The following is a 24,513-nucleotide window of genomic DNA, read 5'->3' on the forward strand; positions in this document are numbered from 1 at the left end:
TCGCCAGCCGCGCGTTGTCTCTCAAGCACACGTCCTTGGGAGCGTCTCCTGCGCGCATGATTTGAATCACCATGGGCCAGCGATTATTCAAAATAGGCCGCCATCGTGGCGGCCTGGCGATTGTCGCATTTGCCTCTGTCATTTTGCTTGATCTCGATAAGAAATATCCGCTGCACGCCCTGGGCTGTCGTCGGCGATGCGCCGCAACCGCCGTGTTCGCGGAGAAGCGCCGCGCGAGCGCCCGACTTCGCCTATGCTGACGGAGACGCATGCCCGGCCGCCACGCGGCTCGCTGTCCCCAGTCCTGGAGCGCCCGTGACCGTTCGCAATCTCGACGCCTTGTTTCGACCCAAATCCGTCGCCGTGATCGGTGCCTCCGAGCGGCCCGGCAGCACCGGCGCGATGGTGTGGACGCGCGTGCTGGAAGGGGGCTTCGACGGGCCGCTCTGGCCTGTCAATCCGAAGTATCAGACGCTCGGCGGCCATGCCGTGATCGGCGAGACCGGCGACCTGCCGGAAGCGCCCACAGTCGCGGTGATCTGCACGCCGCCGGCGACGTGGCCCGGCATCATCCGTCAGCTCGGTGGCTTAGGCACGCGCGCGGCGATCATTGTCGGCGAGGTGCGCAGCGATGACGACCGGCTCGCGCTGCGGCATGCGCTCTCGGCAGCGCGGCCCAATCTGCTGCGGATCGTCGGGCCGGGCAGTCTCGGCGTGGTGTCGCCGGCGCTGCGCGCCCATCTGGGCGCGCCGTCGTGCACGGTGAAGCCGGGCGGCGTCGCGTGGGTATCGCAGTCGAACGCGCTGACCAATGCCGTGCTCGGCTGGGCGCGGGCGCGCGGCCTCGGCTTTTCGCACGCCGTGGCGCTCGGCGGCGAGGCGGACGTGGACGCGGGCGATGTGCTCGACTATCTGGCCAGCGACCCTGGCACACGCGCCATCCTGCTCGAACTGGACAGCGTGCGCGCGGCGCGCAAGTTCATGTCGGCCGCTCGCGCGGCGGCGCGCAACAAGCCGGTGCTGGCGCTGCGCTCCGGCCGCGCCGATCCCGCCGACGGACTCTACACCGCTGCGTTCCGCCGTGCGGGCATGGTGCGGGTCGATTCGCTCGACGACTTGCTCGACGAAATTGAGACGTTGGGCGTGGGCCGCGTGGCGGCGGGTGCAACGGCCACGCTGATTACGAGCGACAGCGGCCTCGCCACGCTCGCCTGCGATGCCTTCGCGGCGGCCGGCGATACGCTCGCGCCGTGGCCCGACGAAGCGTCCGAGGCATTGAAACAGGCATTGCCGCATGCGATCGGCGGCAATCCACTGCGGCTCGGCGACGACGCGCGCCCCGAGCATTTCGGGACCGCCCTCGAACTGCTCGCGAACCAGCGCAGTACGGGCACGGCGTTCGTCGTGCATGCGTCGACGCACAGCGCACCGGTGGGCGAAGTGGCGCAAGCCCTGATCGCGAATCAGCGCTTCGCGTATCGCGGTTTGCTCGCGTGCTTTTTCGGCGGCGTGGATGCCGCCACGCGCGACGCGCTCCATGCGCAGGGCATTCCCGTTCATACGACACCGCAGCGGCTGGCGCGCGCCTTCGCGCGGCTGGTCGATTATCGGATGGGACGCGAACTGCTGATGCAGACGCCCGAGGGTTTGCCGGCGCAAATCCCCGCCGCAATCGACGCGGCTCAAGCCCAGGCACGCGAAGCGCTCGCCGCAGGTGAGCACCAACTCACCGGCGAAGCGGCGGCGCGGTTTCTGGAGCGATTCGGATTGCGCGTGGAGACGGCGCCGCAGGCCGCCGATGGCACGGAAGCCAACTCTGGATCAGCCGGCAAGCCCGTAGTCGACCTCATCGTCGAACTTCACGACGACGACAACTTCGGCCCCGTATTCCGCTTCACGGCGCCGTCGGTTGATGGCCTGGCCGAGCCGCTGCGGGTTTACGGCTTGCCGCCGCTCAATCCCATGCTCGCACGTGACATCGTCGCGCGCTCGCGGTACGCGCGGCTGGTTGCGCCGGAACCGGCATTGGCCGCGCTCACGGGGCTCTCGCAAGCCGTGTGCGACGTCAAGGAACTCGTCGGACTTACGCTGACGCTCAGGGTGTATCGCGATCAGGTGACGGTGGTCGATCCTTCATTGAGCGTCGCGGCGAAGCGCAGCCGCCTCGCGATCGTGCCTTATCCGCGCCGCTTCGAAGAGACGCTGGACTGGCAGGGTTTGCGGGTGACGGTGCGGCCGATTCGGCCGGAAGACGAGGCCGCGCATCATGACTTCGTCGAAGCGATGACGCCTGAAGATTTGCGCCTGCGATTTTTCGGCGCGGTGAGCAGCTTCGACCACTCGCAACTCGCGCGCATGACGCAGATCGACTACGACCGCGAAATGGCGCTGATCGCCACCGTGCGAAGCGAAGAAGGTTTCTCGCGGACACTGGGCGTGGTGCGCGCGGTCGCCGATCCCGACAACGAAACGGCCGAATTCGCGGTGGCGGTGCGCTCGGACCAGAAAGGCCGGCGTCTCGGCCAATTGCTGATGGACCGGATCATCAAATACGCGCGGGCGCGCGGCACGCATTGGCTGATCGGCGAGGCACTGCGCGAGAATGTGGCGATGATCTCGCTCGCCAAAGCTTGCGGCTTCACGATTACGCGGACGGAGGATCCGGGTGTCGTTGGCTTTCGTATGGCGCTGGATGAACCGGGCGACGCAAGCGCGGAAGGTGGTGCGCCAACAGCGCAGAGTTAAATGGATCACCGTCGCGTCGCCGGTACAACGGGCCGGCGGCGCGGCCGCGGCAACTGCGGCAATTGCAGCGGTGATCGAAGCGGCGAGAGGCGCTGAACGCATCTCGCCGCGGGAAGCGTGAATGAGCTAAACCGCCTCAGGCCGCCAGCTTGGCCGCAGCTTCGTCGACTTGCGTGCGCGTCACCGACAGTTCTTCAAGCCATGCATCGCCATACACCGCGCCGGTCTCGCGCTCCAGGCGCGCGATGGTCGCCGCGCAACGGCTCGCATCCTTCGGCGTCGCGATGAACGACTTGACCGACTCACCGGCCTTGAACGCATCGAACAGCGGTACGCGAATATCGTCCGGCAGCGGACGCGCGGTCCACTGGTACGGCTTGCCGTTGAACGTGAATTGCGGCGGCAGCACGCGTTCTTTCTTCGCGGCCGGAATCAGGCCATACGTGCGCGCGGCCTCGCCGATCTGCTCCGGCGAAAACAGCTCGTCCGGGCTGATGTCGAATTGCTGAATAAAGGTCTCGATGCTTTGCATCGCCGCCGCGCGATCATCACGGCGCTTTTGCGCGTGAGCGACGATGTCGCGCAGTTCGTCGGCTTCTTCAGGCGTGATCGTGAAGCTCGACTGCTTCTGCTGGAGTTCGGAAAAACGCTGGAATTCGGAATCGGTCAGAAGTTTCGCCATTGCTTATCGATGGGCGCGCATGAGCGAACCCATGCGGCGTGATTTTTGAGAGGGTCGCCATTCTAAACCATGTGCGGGACCGGGCGATTTTCCAGTCCGTGTGCTGGCTTATTGATAGCTCAGCGTAAAGGTCAAGCGCCCATTTACCGTGCCTGGTACAACGCTGCCGGTTGCAACGTATTGGGCCGTCAGCGGGATGCTAGTCGTGTCCGCGGACGGGCCGACTAGCCATTGATGTGTCGTACCCGGTGCCGCCGAGTCTGGTCCGAAGCTCACCGGCGATCCGCCACTGTCCAGCACACGCAGGCTGACTCCCGAGGCGGTCGAATCGCCTGTGAGTGTCAGATTGCTCGTTGTGTTGCCCGAATCTGTAGCGTCGGTCAGCGTAACGAAAACGTTGACGCCAGGCTGGCAGGACAGACCAATGCTGAAATTCGTATTGCCGGCCGTTGCACCCCGCGCGGGAAATGCATTCGCAGCGACCGGCGGTAGCGAGACGGTGAGAGACGGCGTCGTCGCGTCGCAGGTACTCGCGGCGATTGTCGTTGTACCGATCGACAAAGTGTTGAGAGGCGCGGAGTCGACATTGTGACTAATGTCGTGACTTTTCAGCAACGCCAACACCAGGTTGAGGATTTGTCCGTTGCTTGCTTCAGCCGAAGTTTTCACGAGTTGAAATGTGAAAACATAGTTGGCGTTATACGTAACCCCGGACCCGACGGCCGGCGCAAAATCCCCCTCCCGTGTACGCGACAGAATTGCGTTGTTATAAGTGACGTCGGTGACCCGGACTCCGATGCCCGTCAAGCTCGTATCCCACACATCGCGAACGGATGCGTTTACAGCTGCGTAGGCGGCGTACTGGAGAAAATATCCGTGTCCGCCATCATAGTCATTACGCGGACAGCTTACCAACAACGTGATGGACACGGGCGGACCAATCGATGAACCAATTGGCGCATCGTGCGGCACCGCTATCGTGCCAAAGTCGACGGATCCGTTCCCGGTGACCGTGCACTGTGGAAATGCATCAGCAGGCATGCTAACTGTCAGTGCGGCGAGCGCGGCGGCTCCCAGAGTGGCAACAGCGAGACATCGACGACGTGCAATTCGGGGAGAGTACTCGTGCATGGCAGAGTTTCGTATGCGAGTGAATTCGCCACTGCCTGAGGGAATTCGGGCGGCCTCGCATAGTACTTGTTTAGCCCGGTGAATACACGCGACGGTTCGTCACGCTACGCGGCATTCTCACGAAACATCGACAACGCCTCTACCGTCTCGCGCAGCAGCGCGGTGGCGGCTTCCAGCGTCGGCGCGACGTATTCGTCGATACGCCGCAGATACGGACAGGTGAGGGCCGCGATCGCCTGGCCGGACGGCCCCTGGATCGGAAACGTGACGTCGGTCACGCCGAACGTCTGCTGGCTGTCTTTCTGCGAGAAGCCCGCCGCGCGAATCCGCGCGCAAGCCTGTTCGAGCGCGTCACGGTCGATCGTCACCTCGCCCTTCACCTTGGTATGTTCGGCCAGCATCTGTTCGCGCTGCTCGACGCTCTGAAACGCGAGCATCACGCGGCCCGACCCCGTATCGATCAGGCCGACGCGCGAACCGAGCCGCACCGACATACCCCACGTACCGGGGCCATCCACCTGCGCGATCACCAGCAGATTGCCGCGGTCGTACACCACGAGGTGACACGATTGTTCGGCAGCATCGGCAAAGCGCTGCATGAGCGGCAGCGCTTCGGAGATCAGACGGTTCATCGGCGGATGACGATGGGCGAGCGCGTACAGCTTGAGACTGAGCGAATAGCGGTCGCCCGCCGCCGAGCGCACCACGTACTGGCGCGCGACCAGCCGTTCGAGCATGCGATACATCTCGCTCGCGTTGCGTCCCAGCAGCTTGGTGATTTCGGCGCGCGTCAGGCCTTCCTTCTGCTCGGCGAGCAGTTCGAGGATGTCGAGGCCCTTGTCGAGCGCCGGGGCACGATAACGGTCGGCGTCGTCTTTGTCTTCTGCGTCCATCGTGAGCGAGGTTCCGTGTGCAGTTCTCATTATCTGGCGCGTGAGTGTAAGTGCGTGACGAATCTCGTGCGAGATGACACCGGTCCAGGGAAAACACGGACGCTTGGTGCAGTGCACATTGCTTGACTTCGAAAAGTCCGTATATGAATAATACGTTCATTGGTGAATGAACGCACGCCAATACTCGACAAGAAAAACACTGGGTTATCCCAAATTGTTCGCGCACCCTCGGGGGCCTGGCGCGAATCGGCAGGTTTGGGAGCCCTCGATAAGAAAGCGCAGGACGAAGTGCTGGCATTCCGTGTCGGTTCACGCAGTTCAACAACGCATATCAGGAGACAACCATGTCGTTCGCGAAAGGGCCGCACGCGGCTCGCAGTTTGTTCCGCAGTTCGCTATCCGCCGCAGCGGCCGCCGTCTGTCTTGCCGGCCTTGGCGTGACCGGCGCCGCGCAGGCCGCCGACGCAGGCAAGATCGGCCTCGGCCTGCCGCTGCTCACGTCGCCGTTCTGGCAGTCGTACAACAACTATCTGCCCAAGTACGCGAAGGACATGGGCCTCGACATTCTTGCGCCCGTCAATTCAAACGGCGATCCCGCGCAGCAGATCACGGACATGAACAACCTGCTGAACCTCGGTGCGAAGGGCATCGTGGTCGGCCCGCTGGATTCGGCGGCGATCAGCCGCGCGCTCGACGCCGCCGCGGCGAAGAACGTGCCCGTGGTCGCAGTGGACGTCGCGCCCACACAAGGCAAGGTTGCGATGGTGGTCCGCGCCGACAATCGTGCGTATGGCGAAAAGGCCTGCAAGTACATTGGCGATCACGTGAAGTCGGGCAAGGTCGTGCAGATCATGGGCGACCTCGCCTCGGTCAACGGACGCGACCGGTCCGAAGCGTTCCGCTCATGCATGAAGGGCTATCCTGGCGTGTCGGTGCTGGAGATTCCCGCAGCCTGGAAAGGCGACGTCGCGGCGACCGCGCTCGACAGCCTGCTGACCGCGAATCCTGACGTGAAAGGCATTTACATGCAGGCTGGCGGCGTCTATCTGTCGCCGACGTTGCAAACCCTGCGCCGCAAGCAAATGCTCTTTCCTGTCGGCGACGCGAAGCACGTCGTGATCGTCAGCAACGACGGCATTCCTCAGGAGTTCGACGCGATCCGCCGCGGCGATATCGACGCAACCGTGTCGCAGCCCGCCGATTCGTACGCGAAATACGGGCTGTTCTATATCAAGGCGGCACTGGCAGGGCAGACCTTCAAGCCGGGCCCGACCGATCACGGCAGCAACATCATCCAGCTGGCGCCGGGCATTCTGGAAGACCAACTGCCCGCACCGCTCGTGACGAAGTCGAATGTCGACGACAAAGCCTTGTGGGGCAATACCGTCAAATGAGCGATTCCACGCCCTCCGTGCCCGTCGTCGAAGCGTTCGAAGTCACCAAACGCTTCGGTTCGACGGCCGCGCTGAAAGACGTGAGCATCCGCGTGATGCCCGGCGAGTCGCATGCGCTCGTCGGGCGCAACGGCGCGGGTAAATCGACGCTGGTGTCGATCCTCACCGGCCTGCGCAAGCCCGACACCGGCGAGGTGCGTTTCAGCGGCGCGGCCGCGCCGTCGATCGCGGATCGCGACGCGTGGCGCGAGCGCGTGGCGTGTGTCTATCAGCATTCGACGATCATCCGCGACCTGAGCGTCGCGGAGAATCTGTTTATCAACCGGCAGCCGCTGCGCGGCGGCGTGATCGATTGGCAAGCCATGCGGCGCGACGCGCGCGAGCTGCTCGATCACTGGAAGATCGACGTGCGCGAAGACGCCCGCGCCGGCGATCTGACGGTGGAGGCACGGCAGCTCGTGGAAATCGCGCGTGCGCTGTCGTACGGCGCGCGCTTCATCATTCTCGACGAACCGACCGCGCAGCTCGACGGCGACGAAATCAAGCGCCTGTTCCGGCGCATCAGCGAGTTGCAGCGCGAAGGCGTGACCTTCCTGTTCATCTCGCACCATCTTCAGGAAGTCTATGAAATCTGCCAGGCCGTGACGGTGCTGCGCGACGCGCGGCATATCGTCAGCGCACCGGTTTCAGCGCTGCCGCGCGAACAGTTGATCGAAGCGATGACCGGCGAACGCGGCGGTCTGGCCGTCGCCGACGCGGCGGCGCGCGACGCATTGCCCGCCGACACGGCGATCGCGCTGCACGTCGACGGCCTCGCGGGCGCCGATTACGAAGGCGTGTCGTTCACCGTCAGGCGCGGCGAAGTGGTTGGCCTGACCGGCGCGACGAGCAGCGGCCGTACGAGCGTGGCCGAAGCGATTGCCGGCCTGCGTGCCGCCAAACGCGGCGCGATCCGGGTGGATGGCAAGACCTTGCCGCCCGGCAACGTGCCCGCGGCGCTCGCGCACGGCATTGGCTGTGTGCCGAAGGATCGTCATCACGAAGGCCTCGTGCTCACGCAATCGGTCGCGGAAAACGCCTCGATGACGATCGCGCGTTTGCTCGGCAAGTTCGGCATCGCCCCGCCGGCGAAGAAGAACGCGTTTGGCCAGAAGATGATCGACGCGCTCGGCATCGTTGCGCAAGGTCCGGAGCATGTGGTGTCCGGCCTGTCGGGCGGCAATCAGCAGAAGGTGGTGATGGCGCGTGCGCTCGCCACCAATCCCAATGTGTTGGTGCTGATCGATCCCACGGCGGGCGTCGACGTGAAATCGAAAGAAGCACTGCTCTCCGTCGTGGATCGCGTGCGCGAAGAGGGCAAGGCCGTGCTGGTCGTGTCCGGCGAACTCGACGATCTGCGCACCTGTGACCGCGTGCTGGTCATGTTCCGTGGCCGTGTCGCGGCCGAATTTCCGGCGGGTTGGCAGGACCACGACCTGATCGCATCCGTTGAAGGAGTCAGTCTCCATGAAGAATAGTGTGCCCAGTCCCGCTTTCGGCACCGCGCAAGCTCAGGCTCAGCCGCTGGCGCAGTCCACTCGCGGCAAACGCGCGCGCTCCGAACTCGCGCGCCTGCGCGAGTTGGCATTGCTGCCCGCGCTCGCATTGCTGATCGTGATCGGCGCATTTGTCAGCCCCAGCTTTTTGACCAAAGCGAATCTCATCAGCGTACTGGGCGCCTCGGCGGCGTTGGCGTTGGTCGTGCTCGCCGAATCGCTGATCGTGCTGACCGGCAAGTTCGATTTGTCGCTCGAATCGACGGTTGGCATTGCGCCCGCCGTGGGCGCGATGCTGGTGATGCCGGCGGCGTCCGCGGGCTTCGGCCTGCAATGGCCTGCGGCAGCCGGCTTGCTGGCCATCGTGGCGGTCGGCGCGGTGATCGGTTTCATCAACGGCTTTCTGGTGGTGCGTTTGCGGCTGAACGCGTTCATCGTCACGCTGGCCATGCTCATCGTGCTGCGCGGCATGCTGGTCGGTGCGACCAAGGGCGGCACGCTGTTCGATATGCCGCCGTCGTTCTTCACGCTCGCGACCACCATCGTGTTCGGTTTGCCGCTGTCCGTGTGGCTTGCGGCGGTGGCGTTCGCGATCGCGGCCTTCGTGTTGCGCTATCACCGGCTGGGTCGCGCGTTGTACGCGATCGGCGGCAATCCCGAGGCGGCGCGCGCCGCGGGGATTCGCGTTGAGCGCATTACGTGGGGCGTGTTCGTGCTCGGCAGCGTGCTCGCGTCGCTGGGCGGTTTGATCGTGACCGGCTATGTCGGCGCGATCAACGCGAATCAGGGCAACGGCATGATCTTCACGGTGTTCGCGGCAGCGGTGATCGGCGGCATTTCGCTCGACGGCGGCAAGGGCACCATGTTCGGTGCGCTCACCGGCGTGCTGCTGCTCGGCGTCGTGCAGAACCTGCTGACGCTTGCCCAGGTGCCGTCTTTCTGGATCCAGGCGATCTACGGCGCGATCATCCTGGGCTCGCTGATGGTGGCGCGCCTCGCAAGCGGCGAAGGCCAGAACTAATGCACACGCATTCCGGAGACCTCACTTGACCAGCCGCCCCATGCAAACGGACCCACGCCTGATCCTGCTCAGCCCCGCCGACAACTGCCTGATCGCGGCGGCGCGGCTGGACGGCGGCACGCAGGTCGAGATTGAAGGCGAGCGCGTGACGCTCACCAAAACCATCGAACTCGGTCACAAGGTGGCGCGCCATGAACTCGCGAAAGACGACAAGGTGCTGCGCTACGGCGCAGTGATCGGTCACGTGACGGAAGCAGTGGCGCGCGGTGCGCATCTGCATACGCACAATCTCGAGAGCGACTACCTGCCCACCTATACGCACGACGCGGGCCACGAGTTCGTCCATCACTGATGTGAGCACAATGTCGTGGCCTTGACGCCGCGCTGGAATGATCATGACTGACACTTCCGTAGCATCTCCATCCGCCGCATCGCAGCAGCCCACGCTGCAGGGTTACCTGCGCCGCGACGGCCGCAAGGGCATCCGCAATGTGGTGGCGGTGGCTTACCTGGTCGAATGCGCGCATCACGTCGCGCGCGAGATCGTCACGCAGTTTCGCGAACCGCTCGATGCGTTCGACGATCCTTCCGCCGAACGCGAACCGCCAGTGCATCTGATCGGCTTTCCCGGCTGCTATCCGAACAGCTATGCCGAAAAAATGCTCGAGCGGCTCACCACGCATCCCAACGTGGGCGCGGTGTTGTTCGTCTCGCTCGGTTGCGAGAGCATGAACAAGCACTATCTGGTGGACGTGGTGCGCGCAAGCGGCCGTCCCGTCGAAGTGCTGACCATCCAGGAAAAGGGCGGCACGCGCAGCACGATTCAATACGGCGTCGACTGGATTCGCGGTGTGCGCGGGCAACTCGCCGCGCAAGAGAAAGTACCGATGGCGCTGAGCGAACTGGTGATCGGCACTATTTGCGGCGGCTCGGACGGGACCAGCGGCATCACCGCGAATCCGGCCGTGGGCCGCGCGTTCGACCATCTGATCGACGCGGGCGCGACGTGCATTTTCGAAGAAACCGGCGAGCTGGTGGGTTGCGAGTTCCATATGAAAACGCGCGCGTCACGGCCCGAACTTGGTGAAGAGATCGTTGCCTGTGTCGCGAAGGCAGCGCGCTATTACTCGATTCTCGGCCACGGCAGTTTTGCGGTCGGCAACGCCGACGGCGGCCTCACCACGCAGGAAGAAAAGTCGCTGGGCGCCTATGCCAAGAGCGGGGCGTCGCCGATTGTCGGCATCGTCAAACCCGGCGACATTCCGCCAACCGGCGGCCTGTATCTGCTCGACGTGGTGCCCGACGGCGAACCGCGCTTCGGCTTTCCGAACATCAGCGACAACGCGGAGATCGGCGAACTGATCGCCTGTGGCGCGCATGTGATTCTGTTCACGACCGGGCGCGGCTCGGTGGTCGGCTCGGCGATTTCGCCGGTCATCAAGGTGTGCGCGAATCCGGCGACGTATCGCAACCTCGCCGGCGACATGGATGTCGACGCGGGTCGTATTCTCGAGGGCCGCGGCACACTCGACGAAGTAGGCCGCGAAGTGTTCGAGCAAACCGTGGCGGTGTCGGGTGGCGCGGCCTCGAAGTCGGAAACGCTCGGCCATCAGGAATTCATCCTGACCTACAAGACGTTCGATCCGGTCGGCCCGGCTTGTTTGCCCTCGAGCGCCGCGCCGCAGCACCGGGTCGTCGCGATCGAGCCGCACTGAGCGGTTTGTCAGCAGGCCTTCCGGCAAGCAGGTCGTACACGCTGCGGGCACATGCTGCGCGTGCATGGTAAAACACGAATGGAACCGGAGTCAGCGCTGAAGCGTCAACTCCGGTCGATACTGGAGACGCGCTGAATGACGGCAACGATCGCATCGAAGATCGGGCAGCGGCGCCGCATCGGCCGTGGGGCGGTGCAGGTGAGCGGATTGGGACTCGGCACGGCGCCCTTGGGCGGCCTCTACCGCGACCTGTCCGATGAAGAAGCCCACGCCACCATCGCCGCCGCGTGGGACGCCGGCGTGCGTTATTTCGACACCGCGCCGCATTACGGCAACACGAAGGCCGAGCATCGCCTGGGCGACGTCTTGCGGCGCTATCCGCGCGGCGACTACGTGCTGTCCACCAAGGTGGGCCGCCGCTTCGTGCCGCGCACCACGCCTTTCGACGACAAGGAAGGCTGGCAAAACCCGCTCCCTTTCGAAGCCATTTACGACTATACGCACGACGGCATTCTGCGCTCGTTCGAAGACAGCCAGCAGCGCCTCGGTATCGTCGATATCGACATTCTGCTGGTGCACGATATCGGCCGCGCCACGCATGGCGACAATCATCCCCATTACTGGCGGCAACTGACCGAAGGCGGCGGGTTTCGCGCGCTGGACAGATTGCGCTCGGCGGGCGCGATCAAGGCCGTCGGACTCGGCGTCAATGAAGGCGCGGTAATACTCGATGCGATGGCCGAGTTCGATATCGATTGCGCGTTGCTCGCGGGCCGTTATACGCTGCTCGAACAGACCACGCTCGACGACCTGTTGCCGGCCTGTGAAGAACGCGGCGTCAGCATCCTGTTAGGCGGCGCGTTCAACTCGGGCATTCTGGCGCGCGGCGTCGAAGGTGATCTGAAATTCAATTACGGCGAGGCGCCGCGCGAAGTGATCGAGCGCGTCGCGCGGCTCGAAGCGGTGTGCCGTGCGCACGGTGTGCCGCTGGCGGCCGCCGCCTTGCAGTTTCCGTATGCGCATCCGGCGGTCGCCACGGTGTTGACCGGCGCGCGCAGTGCCGACGAATTGCGCGAGAACGCGGCGTCGTTCGAGCAGCCGATCCCCGCGGGTTTGTGGTCCGCGTTGCGTGACGAAGGCTTGCTCGACAACCGCGCGCCCGCGCCGGAGAGTTGATTTGACGATGCTTATCGATGCCCACCAGCACTATTGGGACCCCGCTCGCGGCGACTACGAGTGGCTCACGCCGGAACTGAAGATTTTGTACCGGACGTTTGGCCCGGCGGATCTCAAACCGTTGCGAGAGCGCGTGGGCATTGAACGGACGGTGGTGGTGCAGGCGGCCCCGACCATCGACGAAACACGCTATTTGCTGGACCTCGCGCGGCATGAGTCGTCGATTGCCGGGGTGGTCGGCTGGGTGCCGCTATTGTTGCCCACGGCGCCGGCCGTGATCGAAGCGCTGGCGCACGAGCCGAAGTTCAAGGGCGTGCGGCCGATGCTGCAGGATTTGCCCGACGATACCTGGATCACCAACCCCGATCTCGCCCCCGCGATCGAAGCGCTGATCGCACACGACCTCGCGTTCGACGGCTTGATTTACGCGCGACACGTCGAGCCTTTCGAAACGTTCGCGGCGCGCTTTCCGGCGCTGCGTATCGTGGTCGATCACGGGGCGAAGCCGCCCATCCGCTACGGGCACGCCGGTTATCCAGGCTGGGCCGACGCGATTACGCGGCTCGCGAAACTGCCGAATGTGCATTGCAAACTGTCGGGTCTCGTGACTGAGGCCTCGCCCGGTTGGACCGAGGCAACGCTACAGCCGTATGTCGAGCATCTGTTGAGGTCGTTCGGGCCGGCGCGGTTGATGTGGGGCAGCGACTGGCCGGTGCTCGATCTGAACGGCGACTATCTGCTCTGGCATTCGGTGGCGAATACGCTGCTCGGCTCCTTGAGCGAAGGCGAGCGCGAAGCCGTTTTCGGCGGCAATGCCGCTGCGTTTTATCGACTTTGATTTCTGGAAGAGACAAGCAGCAGAAGCAAAAGCAAATGCACAGCCCATTCAACTGGAGTCGTAGATGACACAAAGACTGGCCGGCAAGACGGCCCTGATCACGGCGGCAGGACAAGGCATCGGACTCGCCACCGCCGAACTCTTCGCACGCGAAGGCGCGCGTGTGATCGCCACTGACATCCGCATCGACGGACTTGCCGGCAAGCCGGTCGACGCCCGCAAGCTCGACGTGCGTGACAACGCGGCGATCAAGGCGCTGGCCGCCGAACTGGGCGCGATCGACGTGCTGTTCAACTGCGCGGGCTTCGTGCATGCGGGCAACATTCTCGAATGCAGCGAAGAGGATTGGGACTTCGCGTTCGACCTGAACGCGAAGGCGATGTACCGCACGATCCGCGCGTTCCTGCCCGCCATGCTGGACAACGGCGGCGGTTCGATCATCAATATGTCGTCGGCGGCGTCGAGCGTGAAGGGCGTGCCGAACCGCTTCGCGTACAGCGCCTCCAAGGCCGCGGTGATCGGGCTGACCAAATCCGTTGCTGCCGACTTCATCACGCGTGGTGTACGCTGTAACGCGATCTGCCCGGGCACGGTGGCTTCGCCGTCGCTCGAACAGCGGATCGTCGACCAGGCTCAGGCACAGGGCGCGACGCTGGACGCCGTGCAGGCGGCCTTTGTCGCCCGTCAGCCGATGGGCCGTATCGGCAGGCCGGAAGAGATCGCCGCATTGGCGCTGTATCTCGCGTCCGACGAATCGTCGTTCACCACGGGCCACGCGCATGTGATCGACGGCGGCTGGTCGAACTGAGGTACGCCGACCCAAGCTGAACCACGAACCGAACACCACTCAAAGGAAGTGTCAGGATGAAACTGCTTCGTTATGGGCCGAAGGGCCAGGAAAAGCCGGGCTTGCTCGACGCACAAGGCAAGATTCGCGATCTGTCGAAAGTGGTCGCCGATATCGACGGCGCCGCGCTAACCGACGAAGGCCTCGCCAAGCTGCGCGCGCTCGATCCGGCCTCGCTGCCGCTGGTCGAAGGCAATCCGCGCATGGGTCCGTGCGTCGGCAAGATCGGCAAGTTCATCTGTATCGGCTTGAATTACGCGGATCACGCGGCCGAATCGAATCTGCCGGTGCCGGCCGAACCGGTCATCTTCAACAAGTGGACGAGCGCGATCAGTGGCCCGAACGACGACGTGGAAATTCCGCGCGGCTCGAAGAAGACCGATTGGGAAGTGGAACTCGGCGTGGTGATCGGCAAGCCGGCGAAATATATCGACGAAGCCAACGCGCTCGATTACGTCGCCGGTTACTGCGTGATCAACGACGTGTCGGAACGCGAATGGCAGATCGAAAAGGGCGGGACGTGGGACAAGGGCAAGGGTTTTGATACGTTCGGCCCGATCGGCCCGTGGGTGGTGACGCGCGATGAAGTCGCCGACCCGCAGAACCTGAGCCTGTGGCTCGAAGTGGACGGCCATCGCTATCAGAACGGCAGCACGAAGACGATGGTGTTCGGCGTCGCGAAGCTGGTCTCGTACGTATCGCAGTGCATGAGCCTGCAACCGGGCGACGTGATTTCGACCGGCACGCCGCCGGGCGTCGGCATGGGCGTGAAGCCGAATCCGGTGTACCTGAAGCCGGGCCAGACGATTCGCCTGGGAATTGAAGGTCTGGGCGAGCAAACGCAGAAGACCTACGCGGCGGAGTAAGTCTCGCTGGCGAGTTTGGCTGCATGAAGAAAGGCGGTTCCTGTGTCGAGCAGGAACCGCCTTTTTTGTGTGCGCCGCTGCGGTTTGATGGCGCTGCTCCGTGAGCCGTTGCGCGAGCGGAGCCGCTCGACGATCGACAGGCGTGCCGCCGGCGCGTCGCTCAGGCGCGCTGCTCGGCGAGCAAACGCGCAAGCAACGCCACCAACTGATCGACGTGCTTGTCTTCCGTGCGCCACGACGACACGCTGATGCGAAACGCCGGCCGGCCTTGCCAGACAGTCTGGCCGAACCACGTTTCGCCCGACGCCTGCGCCGCTTCGCGAATCGCGACGGTCTGCGCATCGGTCTTCGCCCGCGCCAGCACCTGGTTCAGCACGACACGGTTCAACACCTCGAAGCCGGCGGCGCGCAGACCTTCGGCAATTCGCGAAGCCTGCGCGCAATGCCGGTCGACCATCTCCTGCACGCCGCTGCGGCCGAGCGAACGCAAGGCGGCCCAAATCGGAATGCCGCGCGCGCGGCGCGAGAACTCCAGGTTCAAATTCTTCTGCGCGTCATGCGCGCCGCTCAGATAGACCGCGTCACTGTTCATCGCCGCCGAGATCGCGCGCGCGTCGCGGCAGATCGCCATTGCGCCGTCGTACGGTGTGTTGAGCCACTTGTGGCCGTCGGTGGTCCAGCTATCCGCCCCGTCGATGCCCTCGGTCAGCGCCCGTTTCGACGAGGCGCGCGCCCACAGGCCGAACGCGCCATCCACATGAACCCACGCGCCGGCCGCCTTGGCGCGAGGAATCACTTCCGCGAACGAATCGAATTCACCGGTGTTCACTTCGCCGGCTTGCACGCAGAAGATCGTCATGTCGTCGAACGGCGGCAACTGCGCGGGATCGATGCGGCCATGCGCATCCACGGGCGCGGCGATCACGCGCTTCATGCCGAAGCCGAGCACGCGCAACGCCTTTTTCACCGTGATATGCGCCATCTCGGAGATCACGACGCGCACCGGCGGCGCGCCGTCCAGGCCGTCGTTGTCGAAATCCCAACCCTTGCGTGCGAGCAGCGCGCGCCGCGCGGCCGCGATGCACACGAGCGTGCACGCCGTCGCGCTGGTGCCGAAGCCGATCGCCGCGTCGCGCGGCAAATCGAGGGCGTCGAGCACCCAGCGCGCCGCGATCTTCTCGATGGTGGCCGCGACCGGCGAGTTGTCGAAGGTCGACGCGCACTGGTCCCACGCGCCCATCAAACGTTCGGCCGCCGCCGCGGCCGGCAACACCGCGCCGATCACGAAGCCGTAGTAGCGCGGATCGTTCGACGCGACCGTGCCAGGCGATCCGCTTTCGTCGAGCAGGCGCAGTACGTCGACGGGCGCGTGGCCGTGTTGCGGGAAGGCTTCATCGAAGGCCGCGAGTTGCTGAAGCGCGGCGGCGTCCGGAAACACCCGGCGTTTGCCGATACCGGCAAGGTAAGCGTGCGCGCGCTGGTCCGCGTCGGTGGCAAGTGTGAGTTCGTCCATGTGGCTCCTAAGCTGTCGGGAAGGTGGCGGCGCGGTCTCGTGAATACCGCGCGCCTACAGATTGGCGAGGTCGCGGCCGAGCTTCTGCAACTCGGCGTCGATGCGTTTGTAATAGGTGAATTTGCCGATCCGCTGCGCGCGAACGAGTCCCGCATCGGCGAGGATGCGCATGTGGCGCGTGGTCGTGGCGGGTGCGATGCCGAGCTTGTCGGTGATGAACGTGCAGCATACGCCGACCGTTTCGATATCGGCGTGGTCCTGATACGGGAAATGCAGCGTCGGCTCTTTCAGCCAGCGCATGACGGCGAGCCGGCTGGCATTCGCGAGCGCGTTGATGCGCGTGAGGTCGTCTGTCATGAGGCAGTGCGCCGAATGGAGCCATCGGAGAATAACGTTTCGTATATTAGCTAAATGACGAAACGTGAACAAGCGCCTCGATGAGGGCGCGATGTGCTTCAGGAAAGGCTACGGTCTCAGTTGCCGTGTTCGTGTTCGCCGCTTTCGCTGATCCGGTTCACGGTGCCCTGCGCGACGGCAATCAGCTTTTCGCGGTTGCCTTCCATCACGAACACGTTGCATTGGCAGGTGGCCTGATGCTGGCCCGCATAGACGACCTTTGCGCGCGCGATCAGCGTGCCGTTGATGGCCGGGCGCAGGTAATTGATCTTGTATTCCCCGGTCACGACTTTGGGCCCGAGCAGCAGCGCACCGGCGAACGTCAGTGCATTGTCGACGAGATAGCTGATGACGCCGCCATGCACGAAGCCGTGCTGTTGCCGCAACTCGTCGCGGATCGGCAGACTCAGCGTGAGTTCGTTGGTGCCCGTGTGCATCAACTCTGCGCCCAACAGCATGCTGAACGGCTGGGCATGCAGTGCGCCGCGCGCCCGGTCGAGGAGGTCGGTCATTGTGAGTCCTTCGGGCATAGCCCGCGATGGCAATCTGCACTGGCCTGCGTCGTGCAGTCCCTACCCACTCTAGGAAGCGCGCACGCGCCGCGTCAAGGGGAATCGGTAATTTGCTCCATGCATTGTTGTGCGAAGTGATTGCAATGGTGAAGTTGGCCGATGTAAAGGGGGCGTAAGACGATCTTTGATGGAATTGGTCTCAAGCGCGGCTCGGCGATGCCGTTAACCCTGACGTAGCTCCCGTTATTCTTTGCCTTCAGGTATTCACGATGTTCAGCAAGATCAAGGTCGCATCCGGCCTGTTGTGTGTTCTGGCCGCTTTCTGCGTTTTCCAGCTTGTCACGGTCGGTTTGGGGTTCTGGTCGCTCACGCGTACCCATGACGACGTGAACGATCTGTCCAACATCGCCTTGAAGCAGGTGGACGCGGTCAACGAAACGACCCAGCATCTGATGGACGCGCGCATCAATCTCTCGCGCGCCGGCACGCGCATGGTGCGGGGTGGCTCCGAGCCGACCGACATCGTGCAGCACGCTCGCGAACAGTTGACGGCCGCCGACCAGTCGTTCGCGGCCTTCATGAGCGCCCCCAAGACCGGCGACGAGAACGGCGCCCGTGCCGCGGCCCTGGCCGAGCGCTACAAGAAGCTGCACGACGCGCTCGCAGAACTGGTGCAGTTTCTCGACGCGAACAACATTCAGGCCTTTCTCGACCAGCCGACCCAGTCGTTCCAGGACGCCTACCTCGGCGAGTCGCATAACTTCGTGCAGTTCGGCAACGCGGCGAGCCGCGCATCGCTCGATTCGATCGATACGCGCATGGCGACGTTTCGCGCCGTCAGCCTCGTGATCCTGCTGGCGCTGGTGGCCGGCACGTTCGCCGTCTATGCGGCGCTGCGCCGGGGCGTGGTGGCGCCGTTGGAAGAAGCGGGCCGACACTTCGACCGTATCGCGCAAGGCCGCCTCAACCAGCCGATCGCCGCGCGCGGCACCAATGAGATCGGCCGGCTGTTCTCGGGCCTCGCGAAAATGCAGGCGAGCGTCGCGCGTACCGTGCAAACCGTGCGCGAATCCGCGGACTCGATCCACCTCGGCGCCGACGAAATCGCGACCGGCAACGCCGACTTGTCGGCGCGCACGGAAAGCCAGGCGGCTTCGCTGGAAGAAACCGCGTCGAGCATGGAGGAATTGACCGCCACCGTGCGTCAGAACGCCGAGCACGCCCGCGAAGCCAACGTGCTCGCCGAGACCGCGCTCGAGGCGACCTCGCGCGGCAGCGAAGTGGTCAACGAGGTGGTCGACAAGATGCGCGGCATCGCGCAGAGCTCGGACAAGATCGCCGAGATCATTTCGGTGATCGACGGCATTGCGTTCCAGACCAATATTCTTGCGCTGAATGCGGCCGTGGAAGCGGCCCGCGCCGGCGAGCAGGGGCGCGGCTTCGCCGTGGTGGCGGGCGAGGTGCGCGGCCTCGCGCAGCGCAGCGCGCAGTCGGCGAAGGAAATCAAGACGCTGATCAGCGAATCGGTCGCCGAGATTCAGGGCGGTTCGGCGCTGGTCGAGCATGCCGGGGAAGCGATGAGCAACGTGTCCGCCTCGATTTCGCGCGTCACGCAGATGATGGCGGAAATCAGCGCATCGTCGCTCGAGCAGAGCACGGGTATCGAACAGGTCAACCAGGCGGTAGTACAGATGGATGAGATGACGCAGCAGAACGCGGCGCTCGTCGAACAGGCCGCGGCAGCGGCGGCATCGCTGCATCAGCAGACGCAGCAGTTGAAGCAGGCGGTTTCCGTGTTCGAAATTTCGGAATCTGTGTTGCGCACGCAACAATTCGACGAAGCGCGTGGCCCATCAGCCGATTTTTCGTTGTCCGGCATGCGCGCGATTTAGCCCGCGCAAGCGCTAAAAACCAAACCGTCAGACAAAGAAAATGGCCCGCCAAAGCGGGCCATTTTGCATTAGACGCAAGCGCCTAAGGGTGCCTCAACGTACCTGACGGTACTTAGGCCGGCTGGATGTTCGCAGCTTGCTTGCCCTTCGGGCCTTGCTTAACTTCAAACGTCACTTTTTGGTTTTCCTGCAGGGACTTGAAGCCGCTGCCTTGAACTTCCGAAAAGTGCGCGAACAGGTCTTCGCCGCCGTCGTCCGGCGTGATGAAGCCAAAGCCCTTTGCATCGTTAAACCACTTCACAGTACCTGTTGCCATTTTTAATCCAGTAAATGTTGTGTGTTGCATTCGCGACCGCTATTTCTCAACGCGAGATCGAGCGCGAAGTAGGAGTTGTATCACGTCTTTATGACGGACGCCAACCAACCAGTATTCGGGTATTCCCCCGCATCGGCATTTTTCGGGCTTGGGAAGCAATTGGAAGGCCGCTCCGCCCGGTAGGGTAAACTGCTTGTATTACTCTTCCAGGAAAAACATTGACACATTATTTGCAAGAAGAACTTACCTCGTTCTGGAGTCGTTTGACCCCCTATCTGGCGATATTGGAGTCTAAATCCCCTCAAGAAGGCGCCCCGGACCCGATCGGCCGTATTACGGTCGATACCGCGGACCGCCAGGCTTTCGCCCTCCACACGACCGATCGCAAGCCGCATGGCGACGTGTCGGACACCCCCACCGGGCAAAGCGCAACTTATATGCGTTTTAAATCTGCCGACTCCGGTTGGAGCACCTGGCAGCGCGAAGAGTACTGATCGGCCAGGCGGTCGGCTTTTTGTCCGGACCCGTCATGACGTCGTGAGATCGCGGCCGGCGCCAGCCGGCTTCGCGATCGCTCGGGTGCCCAAGTCGCGGACGCTACCGGGGTTGGTCAAGTTTTTAGCGGCCTCGGGAGCGTCGGACAGGTTGGTTGGCGGACACAAGACAGCCGCACGATGCGCGTCTCACCGGCGGCCTTACGCCGGCAAGGCCTCATAGGCGGTCGCCAGGTGGTAAGGCGTGGTCGACGGCATGTCTGCCCGGGCCACCTCACCGGCCGGCGTTTTGCACTCGAACCAGCCCTGCGGACGCAGGAAGCGTTGTTGGAACCGTTCGATTTGCCGGGGCAGCGCGGCGAGCGCTATCTGTTCGTCCTGGCTTGCCAGCGCACGCAGATACTCGGTTTGCGCCCAGATCCGCTGGGTCGCGTCCTTCATCCGCCCGGTTTCATCAAGCGAGGCGCACACGCCGCCTGTCTCCCCGTCCACCCCATGTTGCTGCGCGAAGCTGAACGCTCGCGGCATCGCTTCGGCAAGACCGGAACCTTCGAACACGGCGCCCGCCTGCTTGACCAGCCAGAACCATTCGAACTGATGACCGGGTTCCAGACGGTTCTCGGCCGCACCGATCGGCAGTTCCGCGATGCAACCCGTAGGCGCGTGCAGGAAGTGACGGGCGACCGCGCCGGCGAGGCGCCGCAACGCGGCGTCGAAAGCGTTGTCGTGTGTGGCTTCGCGAGCGGCCAGCCAGGCTTCGGTCAGGTGCATCAAAGGATTCTGGATCGGCGTGCCCGTCACGCCGGCGAAGTCCGCGGTCAGCGCGGCGTTGAACAGATCGCCTTCGGCGGCGAAGTTCGACTGGATCACCGCCGACGTGCGATGCACGAGTTCCAGCGCGTCGGGATTGCCGGAGCGCCGGCCATATTCCGCGCATGCAAACACGACGAATGCGTGCGTGTACAGATCCTTGGTGGTATCGAGCGGTGCGCCTTGCGAATCGACGCTGTAGAACCATCCGCCGTGGCGGGTGTCCTGAAAGGTACGCGCCAACGAGTCGAACAGCACCTGCGCGTGAGCTTCGTCGCCTGCTTGGGAGAAGACGAACAATTGCCGCGCGCAGGCCATGGCCCGGAAACGCTCGGCAGGTAGCGGCTGATGGCCTTCAGCGCTAACCGCTTCGTAGGGCAGCTTGAGTGCGGCGTTGAATCCCGGGCCCCGCCACATGGGCAGCACCACGCCTGTGAAGTGGTCGCGCAGCCTCTTCGCGAGGGCGATGGTGGAAGCGGCGGAAGGGTTCGTGCTCTGCATAGTCAAATTGGTCAAACGCGTATTTCGAAGGGCCTACGGGCGCGTGCCGTAGCCAAAGTTGCAGCGCGGCGCATTCGCCGGCCAACCTGCTGGTGAGCGCGGATGCTACCTGCTTTGCCGGCCGCCAAGCCGAAATCAGCACGACGACTCGCAGTGCGACCGGCTCAACCTGCGTGGCAACCGCCTGGCAACCGCCTGGCAACCCGCCTCGCGGCGTGCGGCCTAGCATAAAGCAAACAGGTCCCGCCGGCACTCCGGCGCCGGTGCGGAAAACATCTCAAATAATTGCCGATAAGGAGGAAAAACAATGTTGGGGAATCTCGAACTCATCGCCCGTCTGGGGCTGGCCGCGGCGCTCGGCAGTGTCATCGGCTTCGAGCGGGAGCGGCTTTCGTGGGCCGCGGGTCTACGAACGCACATGCTGGTGTGCGTCGGTTCGACGCTCATCATGATCGTCTCGGCCTACGGTTTTGCCGAAGTGCTGGGCGGCGAGCACGTGGTGCTCGACCCGTCGCGGATGGCCGCGCAGGTCGTATCGGGCATCGGCTTTCTCGGCGCGGGTTCGATCCTGCTGCGCGGCGAGATCGTGCGCGGCCTGACAACGGCGGCGAGCCTCTGGTCGGTCGCCGCCATCGGGCTGGCGGTGGGCGGCGGGCTGTACACCGCGTCGATCGCGGCGACCATCATCATTCTGATCATCCTTGCCGGCATCAAGCCGCTCGAGCGCCGCTTCATCACGGTCAAGCAGCGGCGCCAACTGACGATGATCGTCGAGCGCGGCACCATGACCTTCCACTCGCTGCACGACGAACTCGGCGCCGCAAGCCCGCGCGTCAAACAGTTCGTGATGCAGCAAGGCGAGGACGCGCCCGAGTGCGACGAGGTGATGATCACCTTGCATCGCGTGTCGAATACGGAATATGAGGCGATCTGCGGCCGCTTGCGACAACTGCACGGCGTGAAGCAGTTCCGGCAGGACGACGCGACTTCGTGAAAACGTAGAATCCTCGGCGAATGGCTTCGGCGGGCGCGGGCGGCCATGCGACAATGCGGTCTCGAAAAATTCCAACGGCATTGACGAGCGGTGCTCGGCGCCCGCTTTCCGGCGACGACCGCTTTTTTCTCTATGGCAGATTCCGTAGCATCCACGCAGTCCCGGCCTTCGCGCACAGTTTCGAAGAAGCGGCGTCAGGCCACCGTCTCGACCGAAACTGAAAACAAGCTGGCGCGCGCCGCGCGCTCTGCACAACGTCTCGCGCAACTGAGCGACGCCTCTCGCGACGACAGCACGCTCGACCTGTTCCCCGACGATCCCACCCGCGCCACGCTGGAAGCGATGAATATCGACATCCGGCAAGGCACGCTGCACGGTTTCGAGTTACCCGATGTGGTGCTGGCGGCGGTCGGCGCGATCGATGCCGGCGACAGCGGGTCGCTCGACGCGCGCCCGGCACGCCGCGCGCCCCGCGCCGCGAAGTCCGATGAGCCGATGCCGGTCAACGCGCAACTGAGCGGGCTTGAAATGGAGCCGCTGGCGACGACGGCTTCGCCGGTCGGCGAACTGGCTTTGTGCGACACGAAGCCGGCAACGGATGCTAATGCCGACGAGAAACCGGCGGCCCCGTTGACGCCAGCCATGGCGGCAGCAACCGTGGCGCGCAGCGTGACCGCGCTGCGCCAGGCGTCCGAGGCGGGGGCGACGACGGGGGCGTCGACGGATGCCGCGTCCGCGCAGACCCTGGGTGGCAGCAAGGCGCCGCAACGTTTTGCTGCGACTTTCGCCAAGGCGGCATCGGCATCGGCATCGGCTTCGCGAGAAGCGACTTCAGTTGAACCCCCGAATACGGTGGATGAACCCGCTTCGGCGCAGGCGAGCGCTGCATCCGCCGAGCCGACGCCTGCCGCGCAGACATCGACGAATTCATCGGCATCCGCACAAGCGAGCGCCGAGTTCGGCGCGCCGTGGCGCGAAGCCCGGCGCGCCGAAGCGGCCGCGGCCGCGCTGCGCGCCGCGCCGGAACTCGATCGCGCGCGGGCCACCGCCTTCGCCGATACCGTCGACGCGCTGTATGGCGTGATCGCCGATCAGCGCCGCGCCGCGACCGATCATTCGCGCCGCATGAAGTGGATGCTGTCGATCGTGGTGGGCGCGTTGCTGGTGACGGTTGCGATCGGCATCACGCAGACCGTGTTGCTGATGCGCCTGACGCGTGAAACGACTGCCCAGCAGCATCGTATCGAACAGATGATGCAGAACCAGCAAGCGGCGATGGCGAGTTTGCTCGACACGCACATGGCGATGGCGAATGCAGCGGCCGCCAGTGCCGCTTCCGGCGCGGCCGCCGCCGCCACGCCTGCGCAAGCTGCCGTCACGTTGGCGCATACTAAACGCGCCGCGCGGGCGCAGCATTCGCATAGGCCGAAAGCGGTTATTCCGCAGTGATGGTCAGTGACCGCCGCGCCGGCAACGCACCGGCCGCGGCGATCCGAACAACGATCGCCGACCGGCGGTTTTCTCGCTCCCTTCCCCTCTCAAAGCCGGTTTCAACAGAAATCGCGTAAAGACCGCGCTGCGCGCGGCGCTCCTTTCCGGCCCTGAATGCCCGAAAACGGGGACGTTGTCATGATGCGACGCACAATGTGAGAAATGCGCCGTGACAAGACGCCACGCCAAAAAATTGCTGCATTGCACTAGCGTTGCTCTAGGGAAAACCCTATAATGTTTCTTAAGGGAAAACCCTAGCTAATGCAGTAACCAACCGGGAGTCGCCATGAGCTTCATCTTTGCATTGTTCCAAAAGGTCAGCGACCTCTTTGCGTCGCCCCATCTGCCGCTGGACGCTGAGTACTCGTACGAAGCACGCAGCCGCGAAGCAGAACGCGTGCGCAGGGCACAAGCCACGTTGTTCGGCATCAAGCTGACCGACTAAAAGCCACGCTGCACCGGCCTGAGGCGCGGATTATCGCGTTCGGGCGCGCACTTCGGGTGCGCATCGCTTGATTGAAGCCACAGTTCGCGAAACGCGTACCGTGGCTTTTGTTTTTTGGCGCCAATTTTTTTCCCGCAGGCCTGCTGTCCGAATATTTCTACCGCGAAATGAATGTAACGGCGGCTGACACTGCGCCGGTTTGCCGCACGGTCAAATCATCTCGCATGGCCTGACGGACGGGCGTTGACCGCTAAAACGCAGCCCGTTCATCCGTCCCTTTCTTTGAAATGAGCGCTTACAAGTGCT

General features: G+C 64.1%; 23 protein-coding genes. 15 read left to right on the forward strand and 8 right to left on the reverse strand.

Translation table 11 applies throughout. From position 1 onward, the window contains the following. The first annotated feature begins 315 nt into the window (after window positions 1-315). A complete protein-coding gene (locus AC57B1_RS28350) occupies window positions 316-2,745 on the forward strand; it encodes a bifunctional acetate--CoA ligase family protein/GNAT family N-acetyltransferase (RefSeq protein ID WP_496419357.1) in 2,430 nt (809 codons plus the stop codon). Between the two features lie 136 nt (window positions 2,746-2,881). Here the strand turns inward: AC57B1_RS28350 and AC57B1_RS28355 are convergent, their stop codons facing one another. The 3 genes from AC57B1_RS28355 to AC57B1_RS28365 all read right to left on the reverse strand — a co-directional run bounded on the left by AC57B1_RS28355 (window position 2,882) and on the right by AC57B1_RS28365 (window position 5,451). Next, on the reverse strand, window positions 2,882-3,427 hold the full coding sequence (locus AC57B1_RS28355; RefSeq protein WP_091805141.1) for a hypothetical protein: 546 nt from the start codon (window positions 3,425-3,427) through the stop codon (window positions 2,882-2,884). Between the two features lie 108 nt (window positions 3,428-3,535). Then, entirely contained in the window at window positions 3,536-4,468 is a 933-nt protein-coding gene (locus tag AC57B1_RS28360) for a fimbrial protein (RefSeq protein ID WP_496419358.1), read from the reverse strand. Between the two features lie 194 nt (window positions 4,469-4,662). Then, on the reverse strand, window positions 4,663-5,451 hold the full coding sequence (locus AC57B1_RS28365) for an IclR family transcriptional regulator (RefSeq protein ID WP_496419359.1): 789 nt from the start codon (window positions 5,449-5,451) through the stop codon (window positions 4,663-4,665). Window positions 5,452-5,795: 344 nt separating this feature from the next. Here AC57B1_RS28365 and AC57B1_RS28370 point away from each other — a divergent pair, with 344 nt between their 5' ends. The 9 genes from AC57B1_RS28370 to AC57B1_RS28410 all read left to right on the forward strand — a co-directional run bounded on the left by AC57B1_RS28370 (window position 5,796) and on the right by AC57B1_RS28410 (window position 14,843). Beyond that, window positions 5,796-6,845, forward strand: coding sequence for a sugar ABC transporter substrate-binding protein (locus AC57B1_RS28370; RefSeq protein WP_408185060.1), 1,050 nt, complete (start codon window positions 5,796-5,798; stop codon window positions 6,843-6,845). Further along, complete coding sequence (locus AC57B1_RS28375) at window positions 6,842-8,362, forward strand: sugar ABC transporter ATP-binding protein (RefSeq protein ID WP_408294557.1); 1,521 nt, start codon at window positions 6,842-6,844, stop codon at window positions 8,360-8,362. Before AC57B1_RS28370 ends, AC57B1_RS28375 begins: the two co-directional genes overlap by 4 nt. Further along, window positions 8,352-9,401 carry an ABC transporter permease gene (locus tag AC57B1_RS28380; RefSeq protein WP_091805124.1) on the forward strand — a complete coding sequence of 350 codons (1,050 nt, stop codon included), beginning with the start codon at window positions 8,352-8,354 and terminating at the stop codon, window positions 9,399-9,401. The genes AC57B1_RS28375 and AC57B1_RS28380 overlap by 11 nt, the downstream gene beginning before the upstream one ends. Before the next feature lie 25 nt (window positions 9,402-9,426). After that, a complete protein-coding gene (locus tag AC57B1_RS28385; RefSeq protein WP_177205137.1) occupies window positions 9,427-9,753 on the forward strand; it encodes a UxaA family hydrolase in 327 nt (108 codons plus the stop codon). 43 nt (window positions 9,754-9,796) lie between these two features. Then, window positions 9,797-11,116, forward strand: a complete 1,320-nt coding sequence (locus AC57B1_RS28390) for a UxaA family hydrolase (RefSeq protein ID WP_408352387.1) — start codon at window positions 9,797-9,799, stop codon at window positions 11,114-11,116. A 135-nt stretch (window positions 11,117-11,251) separates the two neighbouring features. Beyond that, window positions 11,252-12,292: an aldo/keto reductase gene (locus AC57B1_RS28395; RefSeq protein WP_496419360.1), complete on the forward strand. Its 1,041-nt coding sequence runs from the start codon at window positions 11,252-11,254 to the stop codon at window positions 12,290-12,292. A 7-nt stretch (window positions 12,293-12,299) separates the two neighbouring features. Next, a complete protein-coding gene (locus AC57B1_RS28400) occupies window positions 12,300-13,130 on the forward strand; it encodes an amidohydrolase family protein (protein ID WP_496419443.1) in 831 nt (276 codons plus the stop codon). A 64-nt stretch (window positions 13,131-13,194) separates the two neighbouring features. Beyond that, a complete protein-coding gene (locus tag AC57B1_RS28405) occupies window positions 13,195-13,938 on the forward strand; it encodes an SDR family oxidoreductase (protein ID WP_408185064.1) in 744 nt (247 codons plus the stop codon). Between the two features lie 56 nt (window positions 13,939-13,994). Further along, complete coding sequence (locus AC57B1_RS28410; RefSeq protein ID WP_408352389.1) at window positions 13,995-14,843, forward strand: ureidoglycolate lyase; 849 nt, start codon at window positions 13,995-13,997, stop codon at window positions 14,841-14,843. A gap of 160 nt (window positions 14,844-15,003) precedes the next feature. On the opposite strand, the gene AC57B1_RS28415 is transcribed toward AC57B1_RS28410, so the two are convergent. The 3 genes from AC57B1_RS28415 to AC57B1_RS28425 all read right to left on the reverse strand — a co-directional run bounded on the left by AC57B1_RS28415 (window position 15,004) and on the right by AC57B1_RS28425 (window position 17,264). After that, window positions 15,004-16,356 (reverse strand): pyridoxal phosphate-dependent decarboxylase family protein, encoded by a 1,353-nt coding sequence (locus AC57B1_RS28415; RefSeq protein ID WP_496419361.1) that lies wholly within the window; start codon window positions 16,354-16,356, stop codon window positions 15,004-15,006. Window positions 16,357-16,410: 54 nt separating this feature from the next. Then, complete coding sequence (locus AC57B1_RS28420; protein WP_091805103.1) at window positions 16,411-16,713, reverse strand: ArsR/SmtB family transcription factor; 303 nt, start codon at window positions 16,711-16,713, stop codon at window positions 16,411-16,413. Between the two features lie 116 nt (window positions 16,714-16,829). Continuing rightward, the gene (locus AC57B1_RS28425) at window positions 16,830-17,264 is read right to left on the reverse strand and encodes a PaaI family thioesterase (RefSeq protein WP_091805101.1); all 435 of its coding nucleotides are present in this window, start codon (window positions 17,262-17,264) and stop codon (window positions 16,830-16,832) included. A 269-nt stretch (window positions 17,265-17,533) separates the two neighbouring features. On the opposite strand from AC57B1_RS28425, the gene AC57B1_RS28430 reads away from it, so the two are divergent. Next, window positions 17,534-19,156: a methyl-accepting chemotaxis protein gene (locus AC57B1_RS28430; RefSeq protein WP_496419362.1), complete on the forward strand. Its 1,623-nt coding sequence runs from the start codon at window positions 17,534-17,536 to the stop codon at window positions 19,154-19,156. A 112-nt stretch (window positions 19,157-19,268) separates the two neighbouring features. On the opposite strand, the gene AC57B1_RS28435 is transcribed toward AC57B1_RS28430, so the two are convergent. Continuing rightward, complete coding sequence (locus AC57B1_RS28435) at window positions 19,269-19,472, reverse strand: cold-shock protein (RefSeq protein ID WP_007178724.1); 204 nt, start codon at window positions 19,470-19,472, stop codon at window positions 19,269-19,271. A 218-nt stretch (window positions 19,473-19,690) separates the two neighbouring features. Between AC57B1_RS28435 and AC57B1_RS28440 the strand changes: the two genes are divergently transcribed. Further along, window positions 19,691-19,966, forward strand: coding sequence for a hypothetical protein (locus AC57B1_RS28440; protein WP_408294537.1), 276 nt, complete (start codon window positions 19,691-19,693; stop codon window positions 19,964-19,966). 201 nt (window positions 19,967-20,167) lie between these two features. Here AC57B1_RS28440 and AC57B1_RS28445 read toward each other — a convergent pair whose 3' ends face one another. Next, window positions 20,168-21,277, reverse strand: coding sequence for an AGE family epimerase/isomerase (locus AC57B1_RS28445; RefSeq protein WP_408352397.1), 1,110 nt, complete (start codon window positions 21,275-21,277; stop codon window positions 20,168-20,170). A 307-nt stretch (window positions 21,278-21,584) separates the two neighbouring features. On the opposite strand from AC57B1_RS28445, the gene AC57B1_RS28450 reads away from it, so the two are divergent. From AC57B1_RS28450 to AC57B1_RS28460, 3 genes are all read left to right on the forward strand, one after another. Continuing rightward, window positions 21,585-22,271, forward strand: a complete 687-nt coding sequence (locus AC57B1_RS28450; protein WP_496419363.1) for an MgtC/SapB family protein — start codon at window positions 21,585-21,587, stop codon at window positions 22,269-22,271. Between the two features lie 132 nt (window positions 22,272-22,403). Next, complete coding sequence (locus tag AC57B1_RS28455; protein WP_496419364.1) at window positions 22,404-23,720, forward strand: hypothetical protein; 1,317 nt, start codon at window positions 22,404-22,406, stop codon at window positions 23,718-23,720. Between the two features lie 328 nt (window positions 23,721-24,048). Beyond that, window positions 24,049-24,207, forward strand: a complete 159-nt coding sequence (locus AC57B1_RS28460; RefSeq protein WP_177205136.1) for a hypothetical protein — start codon at window positions 24,049-24,051, stop codon at window positions 24,205-24,207. Window positions 24,208-24,513 lie beyond the last annotated feature (306 nt).

Source organism: Paraburkholderia sp. BGA-UO-ETr-F21, from assembly GCF_059567925.1.